Here is a 25,396-nt window from a genome sequence, read left to right on the forward strand (position 1 = left end):
AAAACCGCGTTATTAAACGCGGTTTTTTTATCGGTGCTATTAACGAATTTTTGCCAGGAAACGGCTCAAACGGTTAATGGCTTCACGCAGTTCATTTTCTGCTGGCAGAAATACCACACGGAAATGATCCGGAGTTGGCCAGTTAAAGCCTGTACCTTGAACCAGCAATACTTTCTCGGCACGCAGCAGATCCAGCATCAGTTTTTCATCATCTTCAATCGGGTAAATTTCCGGATCTAGACGAGGGAAGCAGTACATTGCACCTTCTGGTTTCACACAAGTGACACCAGGAATTTCATTGAGCATTTCCCAGGCAATATTGCGCTGCTCATACAGGCGACCACCTGGGCGGATCAGGTCATTAATTGACTGGTAATCCCCGAGAGCAGTCTGAATTGCATATTGCGCCTGATGGTTGGCACAAAGGCGCATCGATGCCAGCATATCCAGACCTTCGATGTAATCTGCTGCACGAGACTTATCACCCGTAATAGCCATCCAGCCAGAACGGTAACCTGCAATACGGTAAGCTTTAGATAGGCCATTGAAAGAGATACATAGCTGATCACCGGCAAGTGATGCAACGGCAACATGCTCAACACCGTCATAAACGATCTTGTCATAAATTTCGTCAGCAAACAAAATCAGGTCGTGCTTTTTCGCCAGATCCACGATTTGCTGTAATACGTGACGTGGATAAACTGAGCCTGTCGGGTTATTCGGGTTAATGATCACGATACCGCGGGTATTTGGTGTGATCTTGCTTTCCATATCTGCGATGTCTGGATACCAGTAATTTTCTTCATCACATTTATAGTGAATCGCAGTACCACCAGACAGGTTCACTGCCGCAGTCCACAACGGATAATCAGGCATTGGAATCAGCATTTCATCGCCGTCATCTAGTAAGCCTTGCATTGCCATTACAATCAGCTCGGACACGCCGTTACCCACATACACATCATTGACGTGCATATCCAGAATACCTTTTTGCTGGTAGTACTGACAGATCGCCTTACGTGCCGGGAAAATACCTTTTGAGTCGGTATATCCAATCGCATTTGGCAGGTTGAGCGCCACATCATTGATAATTTCTTGGGGTGCTTCAAAACCAAATGGAGCAGGGTTGCCGATATTCAGCTTGATGATCTTATGTCCGGCTTCCTCCATCTCGTTGGCTGCTCGTAACACTGGTCCGCGAATATCGTAGCATACATGCTCGAGTTTAGACGATTTTTTGATTTCGCGAGATTTTTGGAAAGTGTTCGGCATTTTGATGTTCTCTGAAAGAGTTGAGGTCACTTTTGCATAACGATATAAGTAGCTTTTAAATGTCTCAGTGGTGACTAGATCGAGATCGTGCTCATCTCGGAGTAATGCCACAATTTTTTCATGCGTAAATCCAAGCTGTTGATATTGTTTAATCTCCGGCAATAGATTTTTAAAAATTACGCTTTTTTTTTGCGACATTATTTAATCCTGAGCAAATTTAGTACCAAGCCTAACACTAAAATTGCTCACAAAAAAGCATTTAATGCAGAAAATGCTTACTTTTATTTTGTTTATTTGCTTACTTTTTGCTTTTTTGGGGGATTATATATCTTTTGTAAAATGTTAAACAAACACTAGAATTTTTAAAATGAATGACGTAAATATAGAATTATCCTATTTAAAATAGCAAGATAGAAAGGACCGTCATCATGGGAAAACTCAGTAAATCAGACAGAGAATGGCAAAGAGAGTTATCACCTGAAGAGTTCCGTATTACACGTCAAAAAGGGACGGAGCCAGCATTTACCGGTAAATACTGGAATACGAAACAAGATGGTACTTATGTATGCCGTTGTTGTGGTGAACCTTTATTTACCTCAGAAACCAAATATGACAGTGGCTGTGGCTGGCCAAGCTTCTATAAGGCGATCAACGGCTCTGCAATTGAAGAGCATTTAGACACATCTCATGGTATGGTCAGAACAGAAATTGTTTGCCATCATTGTGATGCACATTTAGGGCATGTTTTCACTGATGGACCTCAGCCAACTGGCTTACGTTATTGTGTGAACTCCGCTTCATTAGAATTAAAAACACAAGAAAAAAATGATGAGGAAACTTATCCATGACCAGCATATATCAGTTTGAAGCTGAATTGTTAGATGGAAAAACCAAACAATTTGCAGACTATGAAGGAAAGGTACTGTTAATTGTGAATACCGCAAGTAAGTGCGGTTTCACACCGCAGTTCGCCGGCCTAGAAAAACTTTACGAGAAATATAAAGATCGTGGCCTGGAAGTTTTAGGCTTTCCCTGTAACCAGTTTGGCGGACAGGATCCGGGCAGTAATGAGCAAATTGGTGCATATTGCCAGAAGAACTATGGGGTGACATTTCCGATGTTCTCCAAGATCGATGTCAAAGGTCCTGAAGCACATGCAATTTTCCGTTATCTGACCAATAATTCTAAAGGGATTCTGGGTAATGGTATTAAATGGAACTTTACCAAGTTCCTGATTGGGCGTGATGGCAAGGTGCTGAACCGTTTTGCGCCAACCACCAAGCCGGAAGACCTGGAAGCTGAGATCGAAAAAGCGCTGTAAGACGCTTATTCAGGGCGGTTATTGGCCGCCTTTACTTTCTTCAAGCTATTGCCATGCCATTCAGAATCTTCGTTCAGAGCCTGTTATTTAGCATATGTATCGGGCTGTTTTTAGCTCCTGCTTATGCACAGGATGAAAAAACCCGGCAATTACTAAAAAGGCTGAAGCAGCCTGTTCCAGCTTATCAGCCGCCTACTGTCAAAAATGCTGTTCCGCCACATTTGCTGGCGAAGCAGGGCTATGAAGTCAGCTGGCTAAAAGCACCATATCTGAGATTTAGTGATGCAGAATTGCAACGTGCCAAGACAGTAATCGTGCAAATGACGGTCATCGCCAATACAGGGCGGATTACCGACGTTGAGATCATTCAGAGTTCTGGCTTGAGAGTTGTCGATGCTAAAGTTAAAGAAGCGGTACTGGCTGCCAAGCTGGAGCCGATTAAGGGTGTAGACCACAATCTGGTGTATATTCTGGAATATAAGATTGAAATAAAAAATCCACTATAAATATAGTGGATTTTTTATTAAAATTTTAGGTTAAAGAATGGCTTTTAAGCGCTCAATGACCTGTTCACATTGTGCCAGATCAGCCACCAATGCCAGACGTACATGGTTTTCACCTGGATTGCCTTGCTCAGTATCACGAGACAGGTAGCGGCCAGGAAGTACTTTGATATGTGCCTGTTCCATTAAGCGTTTGGCAAATTCTTCATCATTGTCTACTTTCAACCAGTAGTAGAAACCCGCATCCGGTTTTTTCAGTGGCAACAAGTGACCAAGCTCTTTCTGGAACAGATCAAACTTGGCACGGTACTGTACGCGGTTTTCTTCAACATGTGCTTCATCATCCCAGGCAGCAATTGAAGCCAGCTGATGTTGAACCGGCATCGCTGCACCGTGGTAAGTACGATATTGCAGATAAGGTTTAAGCAAATCCGCATCACCCGCAACAAAGCCTGAACGCATGCCTGGAAGATTCGAGCGTTTAGAGAGCGAATGGAATACTACGCAGTTTTTGTAGTCATCACGACCGATTTCTGCACAGACTTCCAGTAAGCCAACCGGTGCTTCATCAAACCATAGCTCTGAGTAGCATTCATCTGAAGCAATCACAAAATCATATTGATCAGAAAGTGCAATTAGCTTTTTAAACTGTTCTTTAGACAGGACTGCACCTGTCGGGTTACCCGGTGTACAGACAAATAGAAGTGCGGTTCTTTTCCAGACTTCAGCAGGGACTGTATCAAAATCACCAAGATAATTATTTTCCTCAGTGCAGTTAATGAAGTACGGTTTTGCACCTGCAAGTAGCGTTGCACCTTCATAAATCTGATAAAAAGGATTTGGCATCACTACATAAGGTGCATCTTCACGATTAATCAGTGCCTGTACAAAAGAGAAGATTGCTTCACGGGTACCCGATACTGGCAAGATATTGCTGTCTGCACTAATGCTGTTCAGTTTAAAACGGCGAGTCAGCCAGTTGGCGATACTGGTACGCAGTTCAGGTAAACCTTTCGAGTTTGGATAAGTTGAAAGATGCTGAAAATTATCAATAATGGCCTGTTTCACGAACTCAGGAGCTGGATGCTTTGGTTCACCAATCGATAGGGGAATGAGTGGCATATTCGCAGGCTTAATATCCGCAAAAAGTTTATTCAACTTTTCAAATGGATAAGGATGCAATAAAGACAAGCTAGAGTTCATGAATGAGTTACCGCGTTTTAATGTGAGTGTTGACTGTTGACCTGATTAGAGGCTTCATCCAGCGCTGCTTTTAACGCAGAGGCAAATTCAGAAGATTCTTCAGGGTTCAACGGCATGCCATCTTTTTTGGTGACAAAGAAAATGTCTTCGGCACGTTCGCCAAGTGTGGCAATTTTAGCAGAATGGATATCCAGACCACGCATCATAAATAATCCGCCTACTTTGGCAAGTAGACCCGGTTGGTCGAGCGTGGCAATTTCCACCATATTCTGGTTCAAAACAGGGTTCAGGCTGATATCTACCGTATTTTCAATATCAAAATGACGAAGCTGACGTGGAATACGGCGCTGCATCAGGCCTGGATATTTATCGGAGTGGCTTAAAGCATCTTTAAGTGCATCAATCACTTTCAGCTCGCGTTCCGGATCGGTGAGGAGTGTACCGAAACGGTCAAGCACGACATACGTGTCCAGGCTGAACGCCTTGGTCGCCGTGATAATCCGCGCATCCTGTACATCCAGGTCCATGCGGTCCAGAACGGCCACTGTGGTGGCAAACAGATTTGGTTTATCTTGCGTATAAATAAAGATTTGCACTGCATCTTGCGCATATTTACGATGCGGACGCATCAGCACCAGCGGTTCAGAATTATCACCATGCTGTAAAATGGCACGAGTATGCCAGGCGATTTCATCTGGCGATTCTTTCAGGAAGTAGTCATCACCGAGTTCCTGCCAGATGGTTTCCACATCATATAAAGAGAAGTCCTGTACCAGTAGTTCGCTGGCAGCAAACTTGGTGTCTTCAATCAGCATCTGATAGTCCACCGGACGACCCAGACCAGAACGGATCACATCGCGCGCATGCGTATATAGCTGACGCATTAAAGATGCACGCCAGGTATTCCACAGTTTGGGATTGGTGGCATTAATGTCGGCAACGGTCAGGGTATACAGATAGTCCAGGTGCTCCATATCACCCATTTGTTCTGCGAATTCACGGACCACATCCGGATCAGAAATATCTTTTTTCTGTGAAGTCACTGACATGATGAGGTGATTCTGAATCAGCCATGCAACCAGATTGCATTCACGCTCGGTAAAGCCATGCGTGCGGCAAAATGCAATCGCATCAGTGGCACCGAGTTCGCTATGGTCACCACCACGACCTTTGGCAATGTCATGGAACAGGGCAGCCAGATAGACGATGTCACGACGGGCCAGACGCTGGAACACTGAACTGACTACTGGGAATTCTTTGGCGAATTCCGGTTCCTTAAAGCGGTTCAGGTTACGTAATAGCAATAGGGTATGCGCATCTACAGTATAGATATGGAACAGGTCATACTGCATCAGCCCCATAATCTGGCCAAAGGCCGGAATATAATTCCCCAATACGCCGTAGCGTTTCATTGCTACCAAGGTTTCATATAAACGATGTGGTGAACGGATAATCGCCATGAACAGCGCTTGATGAACGGGATTATTGCGATAATCCTGATCAATCCGTTTTGCTGCGAGCGTTAATAGACGCAAGGTACGGGCACGGATGCCTTCAATCTCCGGACGGTTTGCCAGAAGATAAAAGATTTCCAGAATCGCGCTTGGATTTTCCGAGAAAGTTTTATGGTGCTGTACCGCAAGTTTGCCATCAACCAGTTTAAAGTTCTGGTTAATTTCTTCGATGTTACGCTCATAGTTTGGCAGACGCGGAGTAATTACCGATTCATTAAAATAAGCCAACAGCATTTCATTCAGCGTCGATACCTGCTGGGCATTGCGGTAATAGCGCTTCATAAACTGTTCAATCGGATAGTTCTGCGGCTGGCCTTCTTCACGTACATAGCCGAACTTCGCGGCGATATCACGCTGATAGTCGAATAACAGGCGGTTTTCATCGCGTTTGGTGATGCGATGCAGATGATGACGGATTTCCCAGAGGAAGCTTTCGGCTTCTTCTAAAACGGCCAGTTCAAATTCTGAAATAAAACCAAGATGTACCAGATCATAAATACGGTTTACGCGGAAATGACGTTTGGCAATCCAGCCGATCTGGTTAATATCACGAATACCTCCCGGGGCATTTTTAATGTCCGGCTCGAGATTACTTTCGGTATTGTTATGTTGAGCATAGCGTTTATGCTGCTCTTCCATTTTGGCATCAAAAAAGGTCTTGTCGGTCCAGGATTGAGACACGATACGACGTGGCCATTTGGCCAGGCTTTCATTACCGGTAATCAGACGGGACTCAATCAGGGTCGTGGCTACAGTCAGGTCACTGCTGGCCTGATTGACACATTCACTAATGGTGCGGACGCTAATACCTGGCTTGAAATTGCCGACATCCCATAAAGATGAAATAAAGGTCGAAATCAACTGTTCCTGTTCAGACGTAATTTCATCTTCTGACAGGATCATGATATCGACATCAGAATAGGGCAGCATTTCGCGGCGGCCGTAGCCACCGACAGCAAATAGACCCAGATCAGTCTGATCGAGTTCAGCATGCTTCCACAGGAACTGTAGCGCTTCATCAATCAGATTTGATCGGGTCAGAATAATGTCACGGATCGACTCACCATTTTCAAAACATTCCTGCAGCTGGTGCTCGACATCACTGCGCCATTCGTTAATGGCTTTAATGTCATGGTTACTTTTGGTGTAATTCAGCAATGGCAGGGTATTGATCATGAACAGTCGTCCGTTTCGTTTTTCAGCTTAGTTTTGGTTGACACTGACTTGTTGAGCCACCTGTTGCGCAAGTTCACGTGCCTGATCTGTTGTTTCAGCACGTGCAGTTGCTACACCCATACGACGTCGTTTGAAGCCTTCAGGCTTGCCAAACAGGCGCAAGTCTGTATTGCCATCTGCTAAAGCAAGATCCAGACCAGAATAAGAAAGATTCTGATCATCTACACCAGCGTAAATCACAGCACTGGCTGCAACGCTATGACGAGTGGTATTTACCGGAAGACCCAGGATCGCACGCGCATGCAACTCAAATTCACTTTGGAACTGGGAAGCTAAAGTGACTAAGCCGGTGTCGTGTGGACGTGGTGACACTTCACTAAACCATACTTTGTCGCCTTTGACAAAGAGTTCTACCCCAAAAATACCGCAACCACCGAGCGCAACGGTTACTTTATTGGCAATTCGCTTGGCTTCTTCCAATGCAGCAGGTGTCATTGGCTGAGGTTGCCAGCTTTCAACATAGTCCCCAGAATCCTGACGGTGACCAATCGGGTCGCAATAAGAAGTTTCGATTTCACCTGTTTTCGGATTTTTGGCACGAACAGTGAGCAGGGTGATTTCAAAATCAAAATCAATCTGTGACTCAACAATGACGGTACCTTGATTTACACGACCACCCGTTTGCGCATATTCCCAGGCAGCATCAACTTCATCAAAGCTTTTGACACGAGACTGACCTTTGCCTGAAGAGGACATCACAGGCTTCACAAAGTTTGGATAACCAATATCATCACAAGCGGCACGGAAAGATTCTAAAGTATTGGCAAAACGGTAAGCAGATGTTGGCAACCCCAGTTCTTCAGCGGCCAGACGACGGATGCCTTCACGGTTCATGGTCAGATTCACTGCTTTCGCGGATGGAATTACTGTTACGATGTTCTGCTCTTCAATTTCAACCAGCACCTGGGTGGCAATCGCTTCAATTTCCGGAACAATCAGATTTGGTTTCACCTGATCAATCAGCTGTTTAAGTTCTGCTGGATCAGCCATATTCAGGGTATGCGACTGATGGGCAACTTGCATGGCAGGTGCATGATCATAGCGGTCAGCAGCGTGAACCTCGACACCTAACCGTTGCAGGGAAATCACCACTTCCTTGCCCAGTTCACCTGAACCCAGTAATAAGACCTTGAAGGCAGAAGCCTGTAGTGGGGTACCAATCGTCACGCTCATGTAAATCATCCATGCTTGATTTTATGGGCTTTTAGCATAGCAGAACTCTCTGCGGAGATAAGCCAAGTTTCATACAAAATTGTGATATTGACCAACAATTTTATTTATAAAGTTCGCAAAATTTAGATTAAGAAATCAGAAAGATACTTCCACTGGATCGATTTGAGGATCTAAATAATAAATATGATTTTGCGGATTGAGTTTTTTCATTTTCAGAAGCTGGCCCGGAATTAATTTCAGCCAAGGTAGGAGTTTCATGGTTTGATTGGGTTGCTAATAAAGATAGGGAGCAGCAAAGGGAAGAACCAAGCCAATAGAAAAGACTGAGTAAAGCATTCGAAATCCGGCAGGGAAACAGTTTTGGGAATATTGTAATGTTCCAGCCCAGCACTAAAAAGGCTTATACTGGAACGTAGCATAAGCCTCTTATATTCATTGATTTAATCTTTAAAAATGAATCGGTAGGTAAGTATAAATCAGGCCATAGGTGAGGGCAGCCGTCAAAGTGGCCAGCACAATGCGTTTAAACTTGAAATACAGCACTGTTAATACAATAAAACCGGCCAGCATCGCTACACTTTTATCGGGAGTTTCCAGCAAAGGCGGTAGTGTCGCCACGACCAACATTGAGCTAATTGCAGAAATTCCAATCGCACCTAAGGCAATTTTCAACCACAGCGCACCACGCTTTTGTGAACCTTGCTGCGATTTCTGAATCACAAAAAAAGGTCCGAAACGGGAAGCGAAATTGGCAATCCCGACCAGAATACCAACCAGAATAATTTCTAAATTCATAGTTCTTCTCCCATATGCTCAGGATCGGGACGTTTGAGTACATAGTGCTTGAACAGGCCTGCCAGAATACCGGAACTGATGCCGATAAAGATTGCAGCAGACAGGTCAATCATGTAGCAGGCAATAGCAGAAACAACAATCGTCACACTGACAACAAAAGTATTTTTCTTTTCAAAGGCTGCCAGCAGGAAGCTTAGGAATAGCGCAGGTAACAGGAAGTCTAAAGCGGCCTGTAAAAATTGCGGTAAGTTGCTGACCTGATCTGCAAATAAGCCACCGAGAAAAGAACCTGTTGCCCAGGACAGCCAGCTGAATAAACTCAACCCCAGCATCCACGATTCAGACCATTCCTGACGCCGTTGCGACAGTTTGATCATGCCAGAGGCAAATACCTCATCGGTGAGTCCCCAAGCCCAGACTGCGGTTTTTTTCAGATTAAGCCGATCCTGAATCAAATTCTGTAGCGCAGGGCCATAAAGTAGATGACGGATATCCAGAGCAATCACGGTTAATGCAGTCATCCAGATGGAAGTGCCACTCCCTAAGAGTGCAACAACCAGGAATTGACTGGCACCTGCATACATAGAGCAGGACAGGAATAATGCTTCCCATGCGGTAAAGCCAAACTGGGTCGCAGAAACCCCAAAGGCAAAAGAAACGGGCAAATAGGTAAAAATAATCGCCTGGCTGTCTTTGGCACCTTGCCAAAAACTGGCAGGTTTTACAGCGTGTTGATTCAGTTCGGACACAGCACACCTTGGAGGGAGAGTTGAACAAGGGGTCAAATGGTAATTGAGTATTGTACGTGAATTTAATAGCATAGTGCCGAATTGTTTAAGATGGCGAGCCTGATAATGTTCATGTTCAAGACACGTTATATACTGAGTGTTGCTTTAGTCAGCACAGCATTGTTATTACAGGCATGCGGAAATGAGGGTTCAGGCAATCAAGCACCGGAAATTAAGCCAGCCCCGAAACTGAGCAATGATGCGACCACTTATGCCCATGAAGCTTGGACATTTATGAATGAAGTAGATCCGCTGGTCTACAACAAGCAGATTGATCAAATTGAAAAACGCGTTCGTCAGCCTGCGCGCAAGTTGAGCACGAATTGGCGCATTAATGTGAAAATGACTGATTCCGTGACTGAAGGAAAATATGCATTATGTCGTAAGGCTTTAACCAGTCTGGAAATCTGGGCACGAACCACACTTGAAAATGGGAATAGTCTGGCACAGAAGCAAGCCGATTATGAACGTGACAAAAAACAGTGTGAAAGTGCAATTTCTCATCCACAACTGGGCAATACTGATCCGAAACAGGTGGGTGTTGCCAGCTGATCGATATTTTGTTTGTGTCAACTTAAGGCTGAGTCATATGCTCAGCCTTTTTGATTTTCTTAGTTCGGAATCAGTGAAGTGGAACGCCAGTCAATTGATGTAGTCGTTGCACATCCAGAATTTCAATCTGTTTAAAGGCAATTTTCAGGATATTCATTTTTTCCAGCTGTTGCAGTTCCTGATTAATAGTCTGGCGGGAACACATCAGCATTTGTGACAATTGTTCTTGCGACAACTGAATGGTACGGTTTTTAATGACCAGGTGATTGCCATAGCCTTGCAAAATAAACAGTAAACGCTGCGCTAGGCGTTGTTGCATGGTTTGGGTCTGAATAGAAAATAATTCCAGAAACACATAACGTAATTTCTGGCTCATGAGCTGGGAGATGTGAAACCAGAATGCAGGTTGTTCAGCCACCAGCTTATAAATAAATTGCGCGGGAATATGCAAGAGCAGGGATTTCTTGCAGGCGATGGCGTGATGAGAACGCGGCTGCTCATCCACCAATGAGATTTCACCAAACCAGACAATGGGTTCTACAATTGCAGAAACTGCCTCTTTACCCTCAATATTGATAGAACCTAAACCAATTGCACCTTCTAATACAGCATAAATTCCATCAAACACATCACCTGAATAAAATACGGCCTGGTCTTTATCGACGGATAAGGTAACTGCATGTTTCAGCAGGACGTTCTGGAAATGAGAAGGTAATTTTGAGAACCAAGAATTTTTTTCTAATTCAACAAGATATTTTTCTTCCACTCGCTTTATTGCTCCAAGTTTTATGAGTTGTCGTCCAGCTGACAACTTGTCTTTTATTGTTGCGCTATAGTCAAATTCTATGGCCAGTCAAGGAAGAATAATATGACCAGAGTAGAACGACTATTAAGCCAGTATGCAGCTTATCATTTAGACCGTAAGAATGTCATGACACATTTTATTGGGGTCCCATTAATTGTTTTTTCCATTATTTGTCTTACTGCACGTGTATCACTGATGATGTCCGGCTTTGAGGTGACTCTTGCCTTGGGACTTCTCATTGTTTCAATTCTTTATTATTTAACTATTGATGTATTTTTTGCATTGATCATGGCCTTCATTTTTATGTTTGTCTATCCTTATGCCTATAATGTGGCACAGTGGGATACTGGAACCTGGCTGAGTACCAGCGTTGGAATTTTTGCCATTGGATGGGCATTCCAGTTTGTAGGTCATTTCTACGAAAAGAAAAAACCGGCATTTATGGATGATCTGATTGGCTTGGCGATCGGACCTTTATTTGTTCTTGCGGAATTAATTTTCCTGTTCGGCTTTCGCAAGGAACTAGAAGCAAAAATGTTACTTGAAGCACGTAAGCAACGCTTGCTAATGGAACAAGACACCCCATATGCGGAAATAGCAGCTGATTAATCCTTTTTAAAATACATAAAAAATGCCCCGAATTATCGGGGCATTTTTATCTTCAACTTATACGTTGAAGCGGAAGTGCAGAACATCGCCGTCCTGAACGATATAAGTTTTACCTTCCAGACGCCATTTACCTGCTTCTTTGGCACCAGCTTCGCCGTTGTACTGTACGAAGTCATCATAAGCAATACATTCAGCACGGATAAAGCCTTTTTCGAAGTCAGTGTGGATTACACCTGCGGCTTGAGGGGCAGTCGCACCCACTTTTACTGTCCAGGCACGAACTTCCTGTACGCCAGCAGTAAAGTAAGTTTGTAGACCAAGCAATGAATAACCTGCACGAATCACCACGTTCAGACCTGGTTCTTCCATGCCCATAGCTTCCAGGAATTCAGCACGGTCTTCATCTTCAAGTAATGAAATTTCTGCTTCGATCTGGTTACAAAGTGGAACCACGATTGCATTTTCAGCAGCAGCCAGTTCACGTACAGCATCTAAATGCGGGTTATTTTCAAAACCGTCTTCAGCCACGTTGGCGATATACATGGTTGGTTTAAGCGTTAACAGACCAAAACCACGTACCAGTTTACGTTCGTCATCATCTAAGGTTGCAGCACGAGCAGGTTTGCCTTCATCTAAAAGAGGAAGAATTTTATCTAGAACTGCTTTAGTCGCAATCGCTTCTTTATCGCCACCTTTTGCAGATTTCGCTAAACGAGTCACTGCTTTAGTCACAGTTTCAAGATCGGCTAGAGCAAGCTCAGTATTAATGGTTGCGATGTCATCAAGCGGATCAATTTTGCCGTTTACGTGAATCACGTTTTCATCTTCGAAACAACGAACAACGTGAGCAATTGCATCAGTTTCACGGATGTTAGCTAGGAACTGGTTACCCAGACCTTCGCCTTTAGATGCACCAGCAACCAGACCCGCGATGTCCACGAATTCCATGGTAGTTGGTACCACGCGTTGTGGTTTTACGATTTCAGCAAGTTTGTCCAGGCGTGGATCAGGCACAGGCACGATACCGGTGTTTGGTTCAATCGTACAGAATGGGAAGTTTTCCGCAGCAATTGCAGCTTTAGTTAATGCATTGAAAAGCGTAGATTTACCAACGTTAGGCAGGCCTACAATACCACAATTAAAACCCATGAAATAACTCACAAAGCGTTATATAAAAATTGCCAGTGATTTTACATGAAAGCCATGACAAAGTCAGGTCATGGCTGGGTGCTTTGTTGAAAACTTATGAAATAGATGTTTTTAGATTTTACGCTTGTCGAGCTGATTGGACAGGGTGTCACCAGTGGCCTGCACCAGCATGACCAGAATCACCAGCACTACAATCACCGCCAGCATGATCTGTATATCAAAACGCTGATAACCATAACGGTAAGCAATATCGCCCAGACCACCGGCACCAATCGCACCGGCAATGGCGGATGAGTTAATCATGGTCACTAGAGTCACGGTAAAACCGGCCACAATTCCTGGTAAAGCTTCAGGTAATAACACATGCCAGATAATCTGCTTACGGTTACAGCCAATCGCTTGTGCAGCTTCAATCAGACCCTGATCGACTTCACGTAAACTCACTTCAGCAATACGCACAAAGAAAGGAGTCGCGGCCAAAGTTAAAGGCACAACTGCGGCCCAGACACCATAGCTGGTCCCCACAATCCAGCGGGTAATAGGAATTAGCGCGACCATCAAAATCAGAAAAGGCACCGAACGGGTAATATTCACAACCCAACCCAAAGCCTGATTAATGGGTTTAGATGGATAGATCCCGTGTTCAGATGTACTGACCAGTACTACTGCCATCGGTAAACCAATTAAAAAGGCAACGATCGCTGATACACCAACCATGATGAGGGTATCGGTAGTTCCTGTTAGTAATAAATCAATGAGTTGGTCGTGCATAGCCAATCACCTCAATTTGTGCAATATGTTGTTTTAGTTTTTGCTGAAGTAAGTCGGTATCCAGATTCAGATCGGCAACCGCGACAATTAAGCTACCTATCAGATGGTTCTGGATGCTGTCGATATGGCTCTGATAGAGGTGCACCGGATGCTCGAACTGTTCAAAAATCATTTTCAAATCTGGGGAATACTGAACACTAGAGGCATAGCGCAGTTTGATAATGCTATGCGTGGTATCTGTTGTCACTTCAGGACTGATCGAAAATGGCAGTTCCAGCTGTTCCAGATTCAGCAGTTCCTGGGTAATCTGCTGCTGTGGATTAGAAAAGACAGACCAAACTTCACCGGCTTCAACAACTTCACCTTTTTCAATTACCACGACTTGATCGCAGATTTCACGAATGACCTGCATCTCATGGGTGATTAATACAATAGTGATACCGAGTTTCTGGTTGATTTCTTTCAGTAAAGACAGCACCACTGAGGTACTTTCTGGATCTAGTGCAGAAGTGGCTTCATCACAGAGTAAAATTTCCGGATGATGCACCAACGCGCGGGCAATACCGACACGCTGTTTTTGTCCACCAGAGAGTTGAGAAGGATAGCTCTGCGCCTTTTCGCTTAAACCGACCAGTTGCAGTACTTCATTGACGCGTGCATCGATGTCTGACTTTTTATAGTTTGCAACTTTGAGCGGCAGAGCGACATTTTCCCAGGCGGTTTTGGCAGACATCAAATTAAAATGCTGGAAGATCATGCCAATACGCTGGCGCAGTTGAATCAGTTCAGCGTGTGAGAGTCCAGCTAGATCCTGTTGATGGATATGGATATGACCTTCACTGATCTGTTCCAGACCATTCAAGGTACGTAGCAGCGAGGATTTTCCCGCGCCACTTTTACCGATAATTCCGAAAATCTTACTTTCAGGAATATCCAGGTTAATGTTTTTCAATGCATGAACTGATTTGCCTTGAACTTCATAATATTTATTCAGGTTGCGGATTTTGATATGTGGGACGGAAAACGCTACCTGAGAACCAAAACTCACCATAGTATTTTCCTTATTTCCAGCCTGGGAACCAGAGCTTCGCACCAAAGTCAGCATCAAGAGCTTCCTTTACGCGAGGTGAATTCTGATAGATGTCGACAAATTTCTTCAGCTTGTCATTCTTGTCCTGATAGTCCTCACGTACTGCAAACAGAATTGCATAGCGGTTGTCCTTATTAGAGTCAAATAACAGTGCTTTTTCAGGATCAGCTGTTTTTGCCAGTCGCAGGTAATGCGGATAACCAAATGCCAGATCAACATCATCAATGGCACGTGCAGTTTGTGGACCTTCAACTTCAACAAACTGCAAGTTTTTCGGATTCGCTGCAAGATCTTTCAGGCTAGATAAATGATTATTTGGATCTTTGAGTGTTACCAGTTTTGCCTGTTGCAATAACAGTAGGGCACGACCCTGGTTGACTGGATCGTTTGGCACCACAACTTTCGCGCCATCATTTAGCTCATCAAAGCTTTTGATTTTCTTGGAATATATGCCAACATGAGTGGCTGCACCTTTAGCAAAGGCTTTGATCTTAAAGTCGGTTTCTTTCTTGGCATTATCCAAAAATGGCTGATGTTGGAAAAAGTTAGCGTCAATATCACCATGATTCAGGGTGATATTTGGCGTATTCCAGTCCGAGAATTCGACCAGTTTGACATTGACACCTTGCTGTTTGGCCTCAATTGCTGCGACCTGTAAAGGTTTGGCAAAAGACGGACTGATACCAATGACCAGTTCATCCGAACCAGATTTTTTTTGTTGGTTCCATACCACCAGTCCGATAATCACGGCGGCAATAATTACCCCAATAATGCTGAATTTTGTTTTAGCAGTTTGTGCCATGTTGCACCTCAAAATAAATTTATGCTGATTGTTTTTGCTTTAGGTCGGTATTCGCGGTTGAGGCGGAGTTTTGACATCGAAATTGCTGCACTGGATGAGCGCTGGATAAGCGGTCTCCTTGCTGGAACAGCTTGTGTCTGAAACTGCCTTGTTTATATTCAGTCTTATAGCGTCCGCGCTGCTGTAATTCAGGAATAACAAAACGGATAAAATCCAGATGCGATTCTGGAGCCACCGTACGGGTCAGATTGAAGCCATCTATCCCGGTTTCATCGACCAGCTGAATCAGTTTTTCTGCCACCGTCGCACCACTGCCCACGATCAGTGGATAACGCCCACCCAGTACATGCTGTGCTTTCAGATCAGTTGGTGTAAGCTGTTGTTCTTTAAACTTGTTATTGACTGAAGCAATGCTGTTGGTTTGCTGGTAAGGAATTGGCTCATCATCGGCAAATGTGGACAGGTCAATTCCGACTGAACTGGAGAAATGTGCAAGACCAGCTTCAGGACTGGCATAAGCGCGATATTCTTCCAGCTTTTGCTGCGCTATTTCATCCGTTTCTGCGGTTACCACAGTAATACCAACGAAAATCTTGATCGCTTCAGGATCACGTCCTTGTTCAGTGGCTTGGCGACGGATCTGATCCACCTGTTTCTTGATTTTGTCCGGATGATCACCACCAATAAACATGCCTTCCGCATGCTGGGTGGCAAAGGCCATACCACGTGGTGAAGCACCAGCCTGGAACAGTACCGGAGTACGTTGAACAGAAGGGGAAACCTGAAATACGCCCTGACTGCGGTAGAACTGACCTTGATGATTAACCTGATGCACTTTGGCTGGATCAGTAAAGATCCGCTGCTGTTTGTCTTTCAGCATGGCATCATCTTCCCAGGAACCTTCCCAGAACTTGTAGCACAACTGTAAAAATTCTTCGGCCTGCTCGTAGCGTCGATCATGGTCTTTCAGACCATTTTCACCGATCAGGCGCTGGGCACTGTCCAGATAACCAGTGACCATATTCCAGCCGATACGACCATGGGTCAGATGATCCAGACTGGCGAAGCGACGGGCGAACTGATAAGGCGATTCATAGCTGAGATTGACTGTAACGCCAAAACCAAGATGCTCGGTCACGGCTGCCATGGCAGACACGAGGGTGCTTGGATCATGACTCGGTAATTGAATCGATTCTCTTAGAGTCAGATCAATGCCATTCTGGTAGACGTCATAGACCCCGGTGATGTCGGCAATAAACAGGCCATCAAACAATCCTTGTTCTAACATTTTCGCCAGATCAGTCCAGTAGCTCAGCTCATTAAAGCGATGTGATTCATCCCGCGGATGAGTCCACAAGCCATGATTGATATGACCCACGCAGTTCATATCAAAGGCATTCAGCAGGATTTCCTTCGCTTTCGAGCTGTTCATAATATTTGTCATTACAACGTCCCCCGGCGTGGAGGCAGAACACCATTCAGCAAATAATTAGCAATGAAATAATATTTCCAGCGTGAAGCATCATGCAAGGTATGCACGCGAGCATTGCGCCAGAAGCAGTCCAGACCATCTTCACGCTGGCTACCACGGCTGCCAGCCAGTTCAATAAGTTTAGAGGAGGCTTTTAATGCAGTTTCGGTACTGTGCGCACGCGCTTTAGCCACATCTAGAGAGGCTTTGGCAACACTGGTTTCAGTCAGATTGGCTTTGGCAGCATCGACAGCGTACGCAGCCTGTTTGAGTAAAACTTCAGAGGCACGTACATCAGCAACTACGCGGCCGAGTTCAAATTTGGTCAGTGGATCATCTGTGGCTTTGTCCACACCAGAATCAATCCACGGACGTGCCTGACGCACGCGGTTTAAGGTTTCTTCAAAGGCAGCACGGGCAATACCAGTTTCAATAGAAGCATGCAGCAATTGTGCGAAAGGACCAGAAATGGTGGGACGAGAGTAGGCAGTATCAAAATGTACGACATCTTCTTCAAGCACTGGAACATTGTCAAATTTTACGGTACCACTGCCAGTCGTGCGCTGACCAAAACCGCTCCAGTCATCAATCAGCGTCAGACCGGCGCTGTCACGTGGGACGAAAGCCAGAAATTGCTGCTCATTTTCATCTACGACCAGTGTCGGAATGCGGTGTGCGAATAGGCTACCGGTACAATAGAACTTCTCTCCATTAATTACATATCCTTGCTCGGTCTTGCGGATTGCAGTCTGGCGTTGTGCGGCAGTCTTGGTCTTGAACTCAGCCAGGGCATTACCGAAACGGGCGCCTTTTAGCACTTCGGCATAGAGTTTATGTTTTTGTTGCTCAGTACCGTTATTGCGCAGAATTTCCAGACCATAAAAATGATTTTGTGGAATCTGGCCAATTGAGCCATCTACACCGCTCATCAGGGCAATGACTTGTGCTACGGTATAGCTAGACACTTCTGCGCCGCCATATTCTTTAGGCACGGTAATTGCCCAGAGTCCAGACTGACTATAAGCTTCGATTTCCTCGAACGGCAGAATACGTTCAGCATCACGCTGTACCGCACCCGCCTTGAAGTGATCTGCTAGATTGCGGGCAATTTCTAAGGCTTCCTTATCAGACTGGATGATATGAGCTTGCGCCAGCTGCTCGGATTGAAATGGAATAATGTTTTGAAATGAAGTCATGGCAAATCTCCTTAAATCCAGGCGTGGCGGGCAGGGAGTTTATGATTCAGGTAATAATCCCCGAGTGCATGCAGCTTCCAGCGGATCGGGTCATGCAGGGTATGTACCCGGGCATTGCGCCAATGCTGATCCAGATTGTGCTGACTCAGGCTGGAGCGGCTGCCGCCCAATTCCAGTAATTTTTCCGAAATATTTAAGGCTGCATCATTGGCATAGACCTTGGCTTCAGCCACCAGAATTGAGGCTTTGGCTGCCTGCTCATCGGTCACTGCTTCCAGTTGATCCAGTTCATCCAGATATTCAGCAGCTTCATCCAGTAGTAGAATCGCGGCATCTAATAACACAGATGACTTACCCACTTCCTGCAGGGTGTAATGCTCAAAGCTGGCTTTTTCGACTTGTGCATCCACAACCGGACGAGCCTTATGTATGGCAGTCAACGTATCGGCAAAAGCCGCTTCAGCAATCCCGACATCAATTGCCACCTGCATCAGCTGAGAATAGGCACCACGGTAACTTGGTTGATTCCCTAACAGACGCTCATCAAAAATCAGTAGTGGATCGACTTCGACATGTTGCAGTTTAACGGTACCGCTAGAGGTGGTGCGTTGACCAAAACCATTCCAGTTATCAATCACTTCAACACCGTCGGCAGTCCGGTCGACAATAGTGAGCACCACATGCCCTTCAGGATGAATCGCTTTAATTGCCAGCCAGTGCGCGAAGCTGCTACCAGTTGAATAGAATTTTTCGCCATCGATAAAATAGCGACCATTTTCGATTGTAAGCGTGGTTGCCAGGGTTTTAGTATCTTTGGTATGACGTTCCGGACCGCCATTGGCCAGACGTTTACCCTTTAAAATTTCGCTATAAATAAACTGTTTTTGTTGTTCTGTACCCATGATCTGGATCATGTTGAGTAATGCGATCTGGTTCTGAGGGGTTTGCCCGACACTCGAGTCAGCTTTATTCACAATACGGAATACATGTGCCAGGGTTTTATCGGAAACGAAAGCACCGCCGTACTGTTTTGGAATACGTATACCGCCCAGACCCCTTTGGCTGAACAGTTCAATTTCAGCAAGAGGGAATACACGTTGCTGATCACGCTGATTTCGGCCTTCCAGAGCAAAGTCTGCAACCTGGTAGGCAGCATTAATTGCGTCGTGATCATTTTCAATAATATGAACTTTTTCAAAAGTTAAACGAGACATAATGACATCCTAAATCGATATCAAAACGTTACAGGCTAAGCTTTATGAGATTAAGTAATTGCTTTCGCAAAGCTTATGAAAAAACCTATTTAGGACAAAAATTGCTAGGTTTCTATCAATTTTGAATATAGTAAGTAATTAAAATATTTAAAATTTTATTTTATATTTAGTATGAGTGGCTTGGTCTAAAATAGAATATATCTGCTTTAAAGATATTTAAGGCGGAAAAATGTATAAAAATAAACATTGTAGAGTTGAATAAACAACATCTTAATTTTGAATTAAAAGCACATTGTATTTCCAATGAAGGGTGTCTAAAGTATCCAACTGAAATAGATGGTTTTAATGCGACCAAATTTAATAATCAACATGGAGATTTTATGCGCACCTTATACCAGTTTCCTTTATCACATTTTTGTGAAAAAGCACGTTGGATGCTTGATCATAAAGAACTGGATTATGTCGCACAAAACCTCATGCCAGGTGCGCATCGTGCCTTTGCTCGTCTTAAAACCGGACAGAACCGTCTGCCAATTTTGCGTGACAAGGAACAATGGATTGCAGATTCAACCCAGATCGCCTTATATCTGGATGAACATTATCCTGAGCATCGTTTATTACCCGTAGAAGGGCGCTTACGTCAAAAAGTGCTGGAGATTGATGAAAAGACTCAGGAACTAGGACGCCATATCCGTCGCTGGATGTTGGCTCAGGCTTTATCTCATGATCATGAATCGATGGAGATCCTGATTGGTGAAAAGGGATATCTACGTCAGTTCGAAAAATTTTCCAAGCCTTTGCTTAAAACTCTTCTCAGCAAAGGTTATGCACTTACTGAAGATACACTTGCTCAGTCCCGTGAATATATTAAAGAAACAGTTGAACAGCTGAACCAGACACTGATCGAGAATAAGGGAGCTTATTTTGCGGGATCACGTTTTAGTCTGGCTGATATTGCAGTCTGTTCAATGTTGGCACCTTTGTTGGCAATTTCCGGTACGCCGTGGGAGCGTGACAGCTTTGAATCTATGTCAGATGAATATCGGGATTATCAGACCTATCTCTCGGAATTGCCTTTAGGCCAATATATTAAAAACATCTATCGTCATGAACGTAATGCTCGTATTGATTGGCGCGGTGTATAAGTTAAATAGTGAAATAAAAAACGCGCTTAAAGTGCGTTTTTTTATTGGATACTTAGCCCCAAGGGTTTGTGAGATCAATATCACTCTGTTTATTAAAGCCACTGAGAAGTGAGCTAAAGTCAAACTTCGGTAATGAACTACCGCTCGAGATATTGGAAATTGTTTCTTTGATGGTCGGAATAATTTCAGTAATACTGATATTGTTATCAACTGAGCTACCACCTGAAATAAGATCACCTAATTCTGGAATAATGCTCGAACCTAAGTCGCCTAGACTTCCATCAAGTAAGCCTTCAAATGCATTTGAATCTAAACCATTGCCTAGGTCGCCTAAACCACCCAGTAAGCCACTCAGATCAGAGCTATCATTTGCACTCACGAGGCCACCAAGTAAATTGGTCAATTGTGAAAGGTCGAAGTTACCGCCATTATTGCTGAAGCCAGAAATAATATCGGTAATCGCACCTAGATCGAAGTCACCAAGACCACCAGAGCCACCAATTAGACCACCAACGAGTTGAGCGATCTGCGCGATATCAATGTCGCCATTGCCTTCAATTAAACAGCCAACCAAGCCTGCGATTGCACCAATATCAACACCCTCAAGACTGCCAGAGCCACCGATTAAGCCACCAACGAGTTGAGCGATCTGCGCGATATCAATATCACCATTCCCGCCAATCAGATTGCCGACTAGTCCTGCAATTGCGCCAATATCAACACCTTCAAGACCGCCAGAACCACCAATTAGGCCACCGACAAGCTGAGCGATCTGACCGATATCAATATCGCCATTCCCGCCAATCAGATTGCCGACTAGTCCTGCAATTGCGCCAATATCAATACCTTCAAGACCGCCAGAACCACCGATTAAACCACCGACAAGCTGAGCGATCTGACCGATATCAATGTCACCGCCTTGCAGAAGGTTACCAGCCAGGTCAGCAATTTTACTGAGATCTAAATTACCTGAACTACCACCAATTAACCCACTGACTAATTTAATCACGGCATTTAAATCTAAATTTGATGTATTGTTACCCATTAAACTACCCAGCAGATTACTGATCGAACCCAGATCAAAACTGCCGCCGTTGGCTTGAGTGAGTTTGCTAATTAAACTGTTAATATCGAGTTTTGTAGCATTCGAACCGGTAAATTGAGTAATTAAATCAGTCAGGGAGCTTGAACTTAAACTCTTACCTGAAAGTAAGCTATTTAAGAGGGAGTCTAGGGAAGGAGTAGCGGGAGTAGAACCCGTGATAGAACCAATAATGCCAGAAAGACTGCCACCTAATAAACCGCTAAGTAAACTCTTGTTTTGCGTCTCTGTCGTGAGCACCGGGCTGAGTTTACTTTTAATTTAACTAAAAATACTGAAAGCCATAACCGTTCCTTGCGTTTTTTGTCTTGTTTTGATTATTTTGCGTTGTAAATAAAACGCCTAATTTTTATTCAGTTTCTATACAAGTGTAAATCTAAGCATGAATAATCACGTTTTGAAAATAGTATTATTTGCCTGAATAAAGCTTTAAATAGATTAATTTATGATAAATAATAATGGTTTATTAGATGTTTGCGTTTATCTAAAATATATTTTATGCGATGAATGACTATGGAAATGACTTAAATTTCCTCTAGATTATCATCTGGTATTTTTTTGCAAATATCTGGTAATTCATGAAAAAATATTAATACTATGCGTAGAATAATGATGTATTTTAATAAAGTGGCAAGAGATTAAAAATGGAATTAGATCGTTTTGATAAGCACATTCTTGAAATTTTGACCCATGAAGATGTCAATTTGAATGAACTCTCTGAACGGGTGAATCTTTCGGTCAGCTCGGTTCACCGCCGTATTAAACAGTTGATTGACCATAATATTATTAGTGGTCTAAAACGGGAAATTAATTATCAAAAGCTTGGTTTCAGTCTGCATGTACTTTTGCAGGTTTCCTTAAGCAAACATGATAGTGACACTTTTGCCAAATTTCTGGGTGAGCTGGAAAGTATTCCTGAAGTGATTAATGCCTTTCTGGTAACAGGACAATCGGCAGATTTTATTGTCGAAGTAGTCGCACGTGATATGGAAAACTACAGTGAGATCCTGCTTAACAAAATCGGCAAGATTGAACATGTGGTCGCACTGCATTCCAGCTTCGTGATCAAGGAATATAATGTTTTTAACTGTAGTGGCTTACTCAATAAAGTTTAATTGAAGGGATAGCACTATCTAAATATTTGTCCCCGAATAAGCAAGTAAATTGATTGAAATCACAGACAAGATGATCTAATAAGATAGATCAAAATAAAAAACGCACCCAAAGGTGCGTTTTTGTCTTCCTGAAGATTAAGCGTCTAACTGAGCCAATACTTCTTCAGAGAATTCAACGTTGGTATAAACGTTTTGAACATCGTCCAGATCTTCAAGCATATCAATCATTTTCATGATTTTTTTCGCTTGATCAATATCGGTGATTTCAGCTTTGGTAGAAGGGCTCATCACAACTTCAGCATTATCAGATTTTAAACCTGCAGCAGCTAAAGCATCCTGAACTGTACCGAAGCTTTCTGGTGTAGTAATGACTAGGATTTCATCTTCATCAACTTCGATGTCTTCAGCACCAGCTTCAAGAGCAACTTCCATGATTTGATCTTCTAAAGACACATCTTCAAAAGTAATCTCACCACGTTTGGTGAACAAGAATGCAACTGAACCATTAGTCCCTAAGTTACCATCAGTTTTAGAGAAGCAGTGACGTACGTCAGGTACAGTGCGGTTCAGGTTGTCTGTCATTGTTTCTACAATTACGGCAACACCACCTACGCCATAGCCTTCATAAGTTACTTCTTTAAGATCGTCGTTATCTTCGCCGCCTGCACCACGTTGAATCGCACGGTTGATCACATCACGTGTCATGTTTACAGACAATGCTTTTTCGACAACAGCACGTAAACGTGGGTTGCTACCCGCATCTGGTCCGCCGAGTTTTGCAGCAGTAGTTAATTCACGAATATATTTGGTAAAAAGTTTACCGCGGCTAGCATCTTGTTTTGCTTTACGATGCTTAATATTGGCCCACTTGGAATGACCCGCCATGCGAAATATGCTCCTTGTAGATTGGCTGTATGCCTATCGAATTGGGCAAATTCTACCATAAGGGCTTTTTTTAAAAAAAGAGCCTGGTTTTTAGATTTAACGATAATGACAAAAAAATAGACGCACTGAGAAATTTATTCGGGGATTAAAGGTAATAATTTAGTTTAAAAATAAAAAATGTTTATTGTGGAAAAGAGGATAGAAGGAGAAGAAGAAATGAGATGTTAGGTCATGCATAACATCTCATGGACATATATTATTTTTTTTCAGGAATCACGATATCCAGACCGACATTGTCTTTATAAAGCTGTTTCATTAAAGCCAGGTCATGTTCAAGGTCTGTTGGATAAATTTTTCCGAAAATGCCACCCTGTTTGGTTTTAGAGTTGGCATACATGAGTACAATCGGCACATTTGCTGCTTTGGCAATATGCCAAAAACCGGTACGAATTGGTCGACGCTCTTCACCATTTTTGGCGCGAGTCGCTTCAGGTGCAATCACCAGATTGAATTTTTCATTGCTCTGAAAAAGTTCAACCATCTGGGTCACAATATCCTTGCTCGATTTACGATCTACCGGAATACCGCCAATGTTTTCTAATAATGGCTTAAATGGACCTTTAAATAATTCTTTTTTAATCAAAGTATGAATTTTGATGTCGTATATCTGAAATAAGGCCAGAGAAAGCACGGCATCCATCATTGAAGTATGCTCAAAGCCCACAATCACTTGCTTGTCTTCAAGCACATTTGGTTCAACGTGATATTGCCAGCCTGCAAGTTTAAACGCAGATTCGCCAATGAATTTCTTAAACATAGGGGATGGAGTGTGTGAAAAAAAAACATAATTTGTGCTTGTTCTTATATTTCGTCAAGTGGAATTAATTTAAAAGTCTTAAATACATTCAAAAAGCAAGTGAATAAATATATTGAGTAATGGTTAATTAAGATTTAAAAACAATAACAAAATTAATGTTAATTAGTTAAATGTCTTATAAGAGATAAAAATACTCTTAAAAATGCTAAAAAATGGCTGTTCAGTACTAAAAATAGTTATTAGACTTTTGTCGAAGCCCAAGGATATGTTTCGGCTTTAAGACACTTCCAATCATGTTCGCGAGAGAGGATAAAGAATGACTTACTTAACGGCTTTGGTGCTCTCATTGTGAACCGTACCGGGTTTGTCGGAGACTTTTTTATTTAAGTTAGGCCACCTGACCTAACGGGTTAATCTTATCATAGTACATTGCTTCAAACTCAAAAGGCGATACATAACCCAGTGCACTGTGTACACGCTTTTTATTGAACCAATCTACCCAGTTTAGTGTCGCAAGTTGTACATCTGCTAAACCTTGCCAATCTGCTTTTAAATATTCAATCACCTCTGTTTTGTATAAGCCATTCACCGTTTCAGCCAGAGCATTATCGTATGAATCACCAGTCGTACCGACTGATGCTCGTAAATTTGCAGCTTCTAAACGATTGGTATAGCGAATAGAAAGATATTGAACACCTCTATCGGAATGATGAATCACATTCTTTGGCATGCCTCGATCGTGCAATGCTTGCTCAAGTGCATCGAGTACCATATCTGTATTCATCCGTGTAGATACTTTCCATCCAACAATTGCTCGTGAGAACACATCAATAATAAAGGCGGTATAGACCCAGCCTGAATTTGTTTG

General features: G+C 43.3%; 25 protein-coding genes. 7 read left to right on the forward strand and 18 right to left on the reverse strand.

The window, feature by feature from the left end:
• Positions 1–39 precede the first annotated feature (39 nt).
• Positions 40–1,470: a pyridoxal phosphate-dependent aminotransferase gene (locus C8322_RS04840; protein WP_111810422.1), complete on the reverse strand. Its 1,431-nt coding sequence runs from the start codon at positions 1,468–1,470 to the stop codon at positions 40–42.
• Positions 1,471–1,700: 230 nt separating this feature from the next.
• Here C8322_RS04840 and msrB point away from each other — a divergent pair, with 230 nt between their 5' ends.
• The 3 genes from msrB to C8322_RS04855 are packed head-to-tail and all read left to right on the forward strand — an operon-like array spanning position 1,701 to position 3,099.
• Positions 1,701–2,120 (forward strand): peptide-methionine (R)-S-oxide reductase MsrB, encoded by a 420-nt coding sequence (gene msrB / locus C8322_RS04845; RefSeq protein WP_004815441.1) that lies wholly within the window; start codon positions 1,701–1,703, stop codon positions 2,118–2,120.
• Entirely contained in the window at positions 2,117–2,593 is a 477-nt protein-coding gene (locus tag C8322_RS04850; protein ID WP_004815442.1) for a glutathione peroxidase, read from the forward strand. The genes msrB and C8322_RS04850 overlap by 4 nt, the downstream gene beginning before the upstream one ends.
• Before the next feature lie 53 nt (positions 2,594–2,646).
• Positions 2,647–3,099 carry an energy transducer TonB family protein gene (locus C8322_RS04855; RefSeq protein WP_004815445.1) on the forward strand — a complete coding sequence of 151 codons (453 nt, stop codon included), beginning with the start codon at positions 2,647–2,649 and terminating at the stop codon, positions 3,097–3,099.
• 30 nt (positions 3,100–3,129) lie between these two features.
• Here C8322_RS04855 and dapC read toward each other — a convergent pair whose 3' ends face one another.
• The 5 genes from dapC to C8322_RS04880 all read right to left on the reverse strand — a co-directional run bounded on the left by dapC (position 3,130) and on the right by C8322_RS04880 (position 9,766).
• Complete coding sequence (gene dapC, locus C8322_RS04860; RefSeq protein WP_004815447.1) at positions 3,130–4,299, reverse strand: succinyldiaminopimelate transaminase; 1,170 nt, start codon at positions 4,297–4,299, stop codon at positions 3,130–3,132.
• A 17-nt stretch (positions 4,300–4,316) separates the two neighbouring features.
• Entirely contained in the window at positions 4,317–6,989 is a 2,673-nt protein-coding gene (gene glnD, locus C8322_RS04865; protein WP_004815450.1) for a [protein-PII] uridylyltransferase, read from the reverse strand.
• 27 nt (positions 6,990–7,016) lie between these two features.
• A complete protein-coding gene (gene purT, locus C8322_RS04870; protein ID WP_171063231.1) occupies positions 7,017–8,231 on the reverse strand; it encodes a formate-dependent phosphoribosylglycinamide formyltransferase in 1,215 nt (404 codons plus the stop codon).
• 438 nt (positions 8,232–8,669) lie between these two features.
• A complete protein-coding gene (ygaH, locus tag C8322_RS04875) occupies positions 8,670–9,017 on the reverse strand; it encodes an L-valine transporter subunit YgaH (protein WP_004815455.1) in 348 nt (115 codons plus the stop codon).
• Positions 9,014–9,766 (reverse strand): AzlC family ABC transporter permease, encoded by a 753-nt coding sequence (locus C8322_RS04880; RefSeq protein ID WP_111810423.1) that lies wholly within the window; start codon positions 9,764–9,766, stop codon positions 9,014–9,016. The genes ygaH and C8322_RS04880 overlap by 4 nt, the downstream gene beginning before the upstream one ends.
• A gap of 105 nt (positions 9,767–9,871) precedes the next feature.
• Between C8322_RS04880 and C8322_RS04885 the strand changes: the two genes are divergently transcribed.
• Positions 9,872–10,357, forward strand: coding sequence for a hypothetical protein (locus C8322_RS04885; RefSeq protein ID WP_004815460.1), 486 nt, complete (start codon positions 9,872–9,874; stop codon positions 10,355–10,357).
• 70 nt (positions 10,358–10,427) lie between these two features.
• On the opposite strand, the gene C8322_RS04890 is transcribed toward C8322_RS04885, so the two are convergent.
• Complete coding sequence (locus C8322_RS04890; RefSeq protein ID WP_004815466.1) at positions 10,428–11,123, reverse strand: Crp/Fnr family transcriptional regulator; 696 nt, start codon at positions 11,121–11,123, stop codon at positions 10,428–10,430.
• Positions 11,124–11,225: 102 nt separating this feature from the next.
• Between C8322_RS04890 and C8322_RS04895 the strand changes: the two genes are divergently transcribed.
• Positions 11,226–11,771: a DUF962 domain-containing protein gene (locus tag C8322_RS04895; RefSeq protein ID WP_004815468.1), complete on the forward strand. Its 546-nt coding sequence runs from the start codon at positions 11,226–11,228 to the stop codon at positions 11,769–11,771.
• Positions 11,772–11,828: 57 nt separating this feature from the next.
• On the opposite strand, the gene ychF is transcribed toward C8322_RS04895, so the two are convergent.
• From ychF to C8322_RS04930, 7 genes are all read right to left on the reverse strand, one after another.
• Positions 11,829–12,920 carry a redox-regulated ATPase YchF gene (ychF, locus tag C8322_RS04900; RefSeq protein ID WP_004784110.1) on the reverse strand — a complete coding sequence of 364 codons (1,092 nt, stop codon included), beginning with the start codon at positions 12,918–12,920 and terminating at the stop codon, positions 11,829–11,831.
• A 111-nt stretch (positions 12,921–13,031) separates the two neighbouring features.
• Positions 13,032–13,691 carry a methionine ABC transporter permease gene (locus C8322_RS04905; RefSeq protein WP_004815470.1) on the reverse strand — a complete coding sequence of 220 codons (660 nt, stop codon included), beginning with the start codon at positions 13,689–13,691 and terminating at the stop codon, positions 13,032–13,034.
• Positions 13,672–14,742: a methionine ABC transporter ATP-binding protein gene (locus C8322_RS04910; protein ID WP_034424961.1), complete on the reverse strand. Its 1,071-nt coding sequence runs from the start codon at positions 14,740–14,742 to the stop codon at positions 13,672–13,674. Before C8322_RS04910 ends, C8322_RS04905 begins: the two co-directional genes overlap by 20 nt.
• Positions 14,743–14,752: 10 nt before the next feature.
• The gene (locus tag C8322_RS04915; RefSeq protein WP_004815476.1) at positions 14,753–15,583 is read right to left on the reverse strand and encodes a MetQ/NlpA family ABC transporter substrate-binding protein; all 831 of its coding nucleotides are present in this window, start codon (positions 15,581–15,583) and stop codon (positions 14,753–14,755) included.
• Positions 15,584–15,602: 19 nt separating this feature from the next.
• On the reverse strand, positions 15,603–17,015 hold the full coding sequence (locus C8322_RS04920) for an LLM class flavin-dependent oxidoreductase (protein ID WP_171063236.1): 1,413 nt from the start codon (positions 17,013–17,015) through the stop codon (positions 15,603–15,605).
• 11 nt (positions 17,016–17,026) lie between these two features.
• Positions 17,027–18,250, reverse strand: a complete 1,224-nt coding sequence (locus C8322_RS04925) for an SfnB family sulfur acquisition oxidoreductase (RefSeq protein ID WP_004815480.1) — start codon at positions 18,248–18,250, stop codon at positions 17,027–17,029.
• An 11-nt stretch (positions 18,251–18,261) separates the two neighbouring features.
• Positions 18,262–19,464, reverse strand: a complete 1,203-nt coding sequence (locus tag C8322_RS04930; RefSeq protein ID WP_008304272.1) for an SfnB family sulfur acquisition oxidoreductase — start codon at positions 19,462–19,464, stop codon at positions 18,262–18,264.
• A gap of 380 nt (positions 19,465–19,844) precedes the next feature.
• Between C8322_RS04930 and C8322_RS04935 the strand changes: the two genes are divergently transcribed.
• Positions 19,845–20,609: a glutathione S-transferase family protein gene (locus tag C8322_RS04935; protein WP_111810745.1), complete on the forward strand. Its 765-nt coding sequence runs from the start codon at positions 19,845–19,847 to the stop codon at positions 20,607–20,609.
• A gap of 52 nt (positions 20,610–20,661) precedes the next feature.
• Here C8322_RS04935 and C8322_RS04940 read toward each other — a convergent pair whose 3' ends face one another.
• Positions 20,662–21,972 (reverse strand): hypothetical protein, encoded by a 1,311-nt coding sequence (locus tag C8322_RS04940; protein WP_322873828.1) that lies wholly within the window; start codon positions 21,970–21,972, stop codon positions 20,662–20,664.
• Positions 21,973–22,355: 383 nt separating this feature from the next.
• On the opposite strand from C8322_RS04940, the gene C8322_RS04945 reads away from it, so the two are divergent.
• The gene (locus C8322_RS04945) at positions 22,356–22,826 is read left to right on the forward strand and encodes an Lrp/AsnC family transcriptional regulator (protein ID WP_004815486.1); all 471 of its coding nucleotides are present in this window, start codon (positions 22,356–22,358) and stop codon (positions 22,824–22,826) included.
• Positions 22,827–22,961: 135 nt separating this feature from the next.
• Here the strand turns inward: C8322_RS04945 and C8322_RS04950 are convergent, their stop codons facing one another.
• The 3 genes from C8322_RS04950 to C8322_RS14540 form a co-directional block, all read right to left on the reverse strand.
• Positions 22,962–23,711, reverse strand: coding sequence for a YebC/PmpR family DNA-binding transcriptional regulator (locus C8322_RS04950; protein WP_008304266.1), 750 nt, complete (start codon positions 23,709–23,711; stop codon positions 22,962–22,964).
• A gap of 256 nt (positions 23,712–23,967) precedes the next feature.
• On the reverse strand, positions 23,968–24,528 hold the full coding sequence (locus C8322_RS04955) for a 1-acyl-sn-glycerol-3-phosphate acyltransferase (RefSeq protein ID WP_004815491.1): 561 nt from the start codon (positions 24,526–24,528) through the stop codon (positions 23,968–23,970).
• A gap of 388 nt (positions 24,529–24,916) precedes the next feature.
• A partial coding sequence (locus C8322_RS14540) for an IS3 family transposase (protein ID WP_228156490.1) occupies positions 24,917–25,396 on the reverse strand: 480 nt, incomplete at its 5' end.

This window comes from Acinetobacter sp. SM1B (assembly GCF_003289665.1).
In the GTDB taxonomy this organism is placed as follows: Bacteria; Pseudomonadota; Gammaproteobacteria; order Pseudomonadales; family Moraxellaceae; genus Acinetobacter; species Acinetobacter schindleri.

Bases quoted from the DNA above. Each gene is read 5' to 3' on its own strand.
- C8322_RS04915 (WP_004815476.1), bottom strand. From the start codon at position 15,583: ATGGCACAAACTGCTAAAACAAAATTCAGCATTATTGGGGTAATTATT.
- msrB (WP_004815441.1), top strand. From the start codon at position 1,701: ATGGGAAAACTCAGTAAATCAGACAGAGAATGGCAAAGAGAGTTATCA.
- ychF (WP_004784110.1), bottom strand. From the start codon at position 12,920: ATGGGTTTTAATTGTGGTATTGTAGGCCTGCCTAACGTTGGTAAATCT.
- C8322_RS04855 (WP_004815445.1), top strand. From the start codon at position 2,647: ATGCCATTCAGAATCTTCGTTCAGAGCCTGTTATTTAGCATATGTATC.
- C8322_RS04905 (WP_004815470.1), bottom strand. From the start codon at position 13,691: ATGCACGACCAACTCATTGATTTATTACTAACAGGAACTACCGATACC.
- purT (WP_171063231.1), bottom strand. From the start codon at position 8,231: ATGATTTACATGAGCGTGACGATTGGTACCCCACTACAGGCTTCTGCC.
- C8322_RS04895 (WP_004815468.1), top strand. From the start codon at position 11,226: ATGACCAGAGTAGAACGACTATTAAGCCAGTATGCAGCTTATCATTTA.
- C8322_RS04910 (WP_034424961.1), bottom strand. From the start codon at position 14,742: ATGGTGAGTTTTGGTTCTCAGGTAGCGTTTTCCGTCCCACATATCAAA.
- glnD (WP_004815450.1), bottom strand. From the start codon at position 6,989: ATGATCAATACCCTGCCATTGCTGAATTACACCAAAAGTAACCATGAC.
- C8322_RS04840 (WP_111810422.1), bottom strand. From the start codon at position 1,470: ATGTCGCAAAAAAAAAGCGTAATTTTTAAAAATCTATTGCCGGAGATT.
- C8322_RS04935 (WP_111810745.1), top strand. From the start codon at position 19,845: ATGCGCACCTTATACCAGTTTCCTTTATCACATTTTTGTGAAAAAGCA.
- C8322_RS04925 (WP_004815480.1), bottom strand. From the start codon at position 18,250: ATGACTTCATTTCAAAACATTATTCCATTTCAATCCGAGCAGCTGGCG.
- C8322_RS04850 (WP_004815442.1), top strand. From the start codon at position 2,117: ATGACCAGCATATATCAGTTTGAAGCTGAATTGTTAGATGGAAAAACC.
- C8322_RS04930 (WP_008304272.1), bottom strand. From the start codon at position 19,464: ATGTCTCGTTTAACTTTTGAAAAAGTTCATATTATTGAAAATGATCAC.
- C8322_RS04885 (WP_004815460.1), top strand. From the start codon at position 9,872: ATGTTCATGTTCAAGACACGTTATATACTGAGTGTTGCTTTAGTCAGC.
- ygaH (WP_004815455.1), bottom strand. From the start codon at position 9,017: ATGAATTTAGAAATTATTCTGGTTGGTATTCTGGTCGGGATTGCCAAT.
- C8322_RS04945 (WP_004815486.1), top strand. From the start codon at position 22,356: ATGGAATTAGATCGTTTTGATAAGCACATTCTTGAAATTTTGACCCAT.
- dapC (WP_004815447.1), bottom strand. From the start codon at position 4,299: ATGAACTCTAGCTTGTCTTTATTGCATCCTTATCCATTTGAAAAGTTG.
- C8322_RS04955 (WP_004815491.1), bottom strand. From the start codon at position 24,528: ATGTTTAAGAAATTCATTGGCGAATCTGCGTTTAAACTTGCAGGCTGG.
- C8322_RS04950 (WP_008304266.1), bottom strand. From the start codon at position 23,711: ATGGCGGGTCATTCCAAGTGGGCCAATATTAAGCATCGTAAAGCAAAA.
- C8322_RS04920 (WP_171063236.1), bottom strand. From the start codon at position 17,015: ATGAACAGCTCGAAAGCGAAGGAAATCCTGCTGAATGCCTTTGATATG.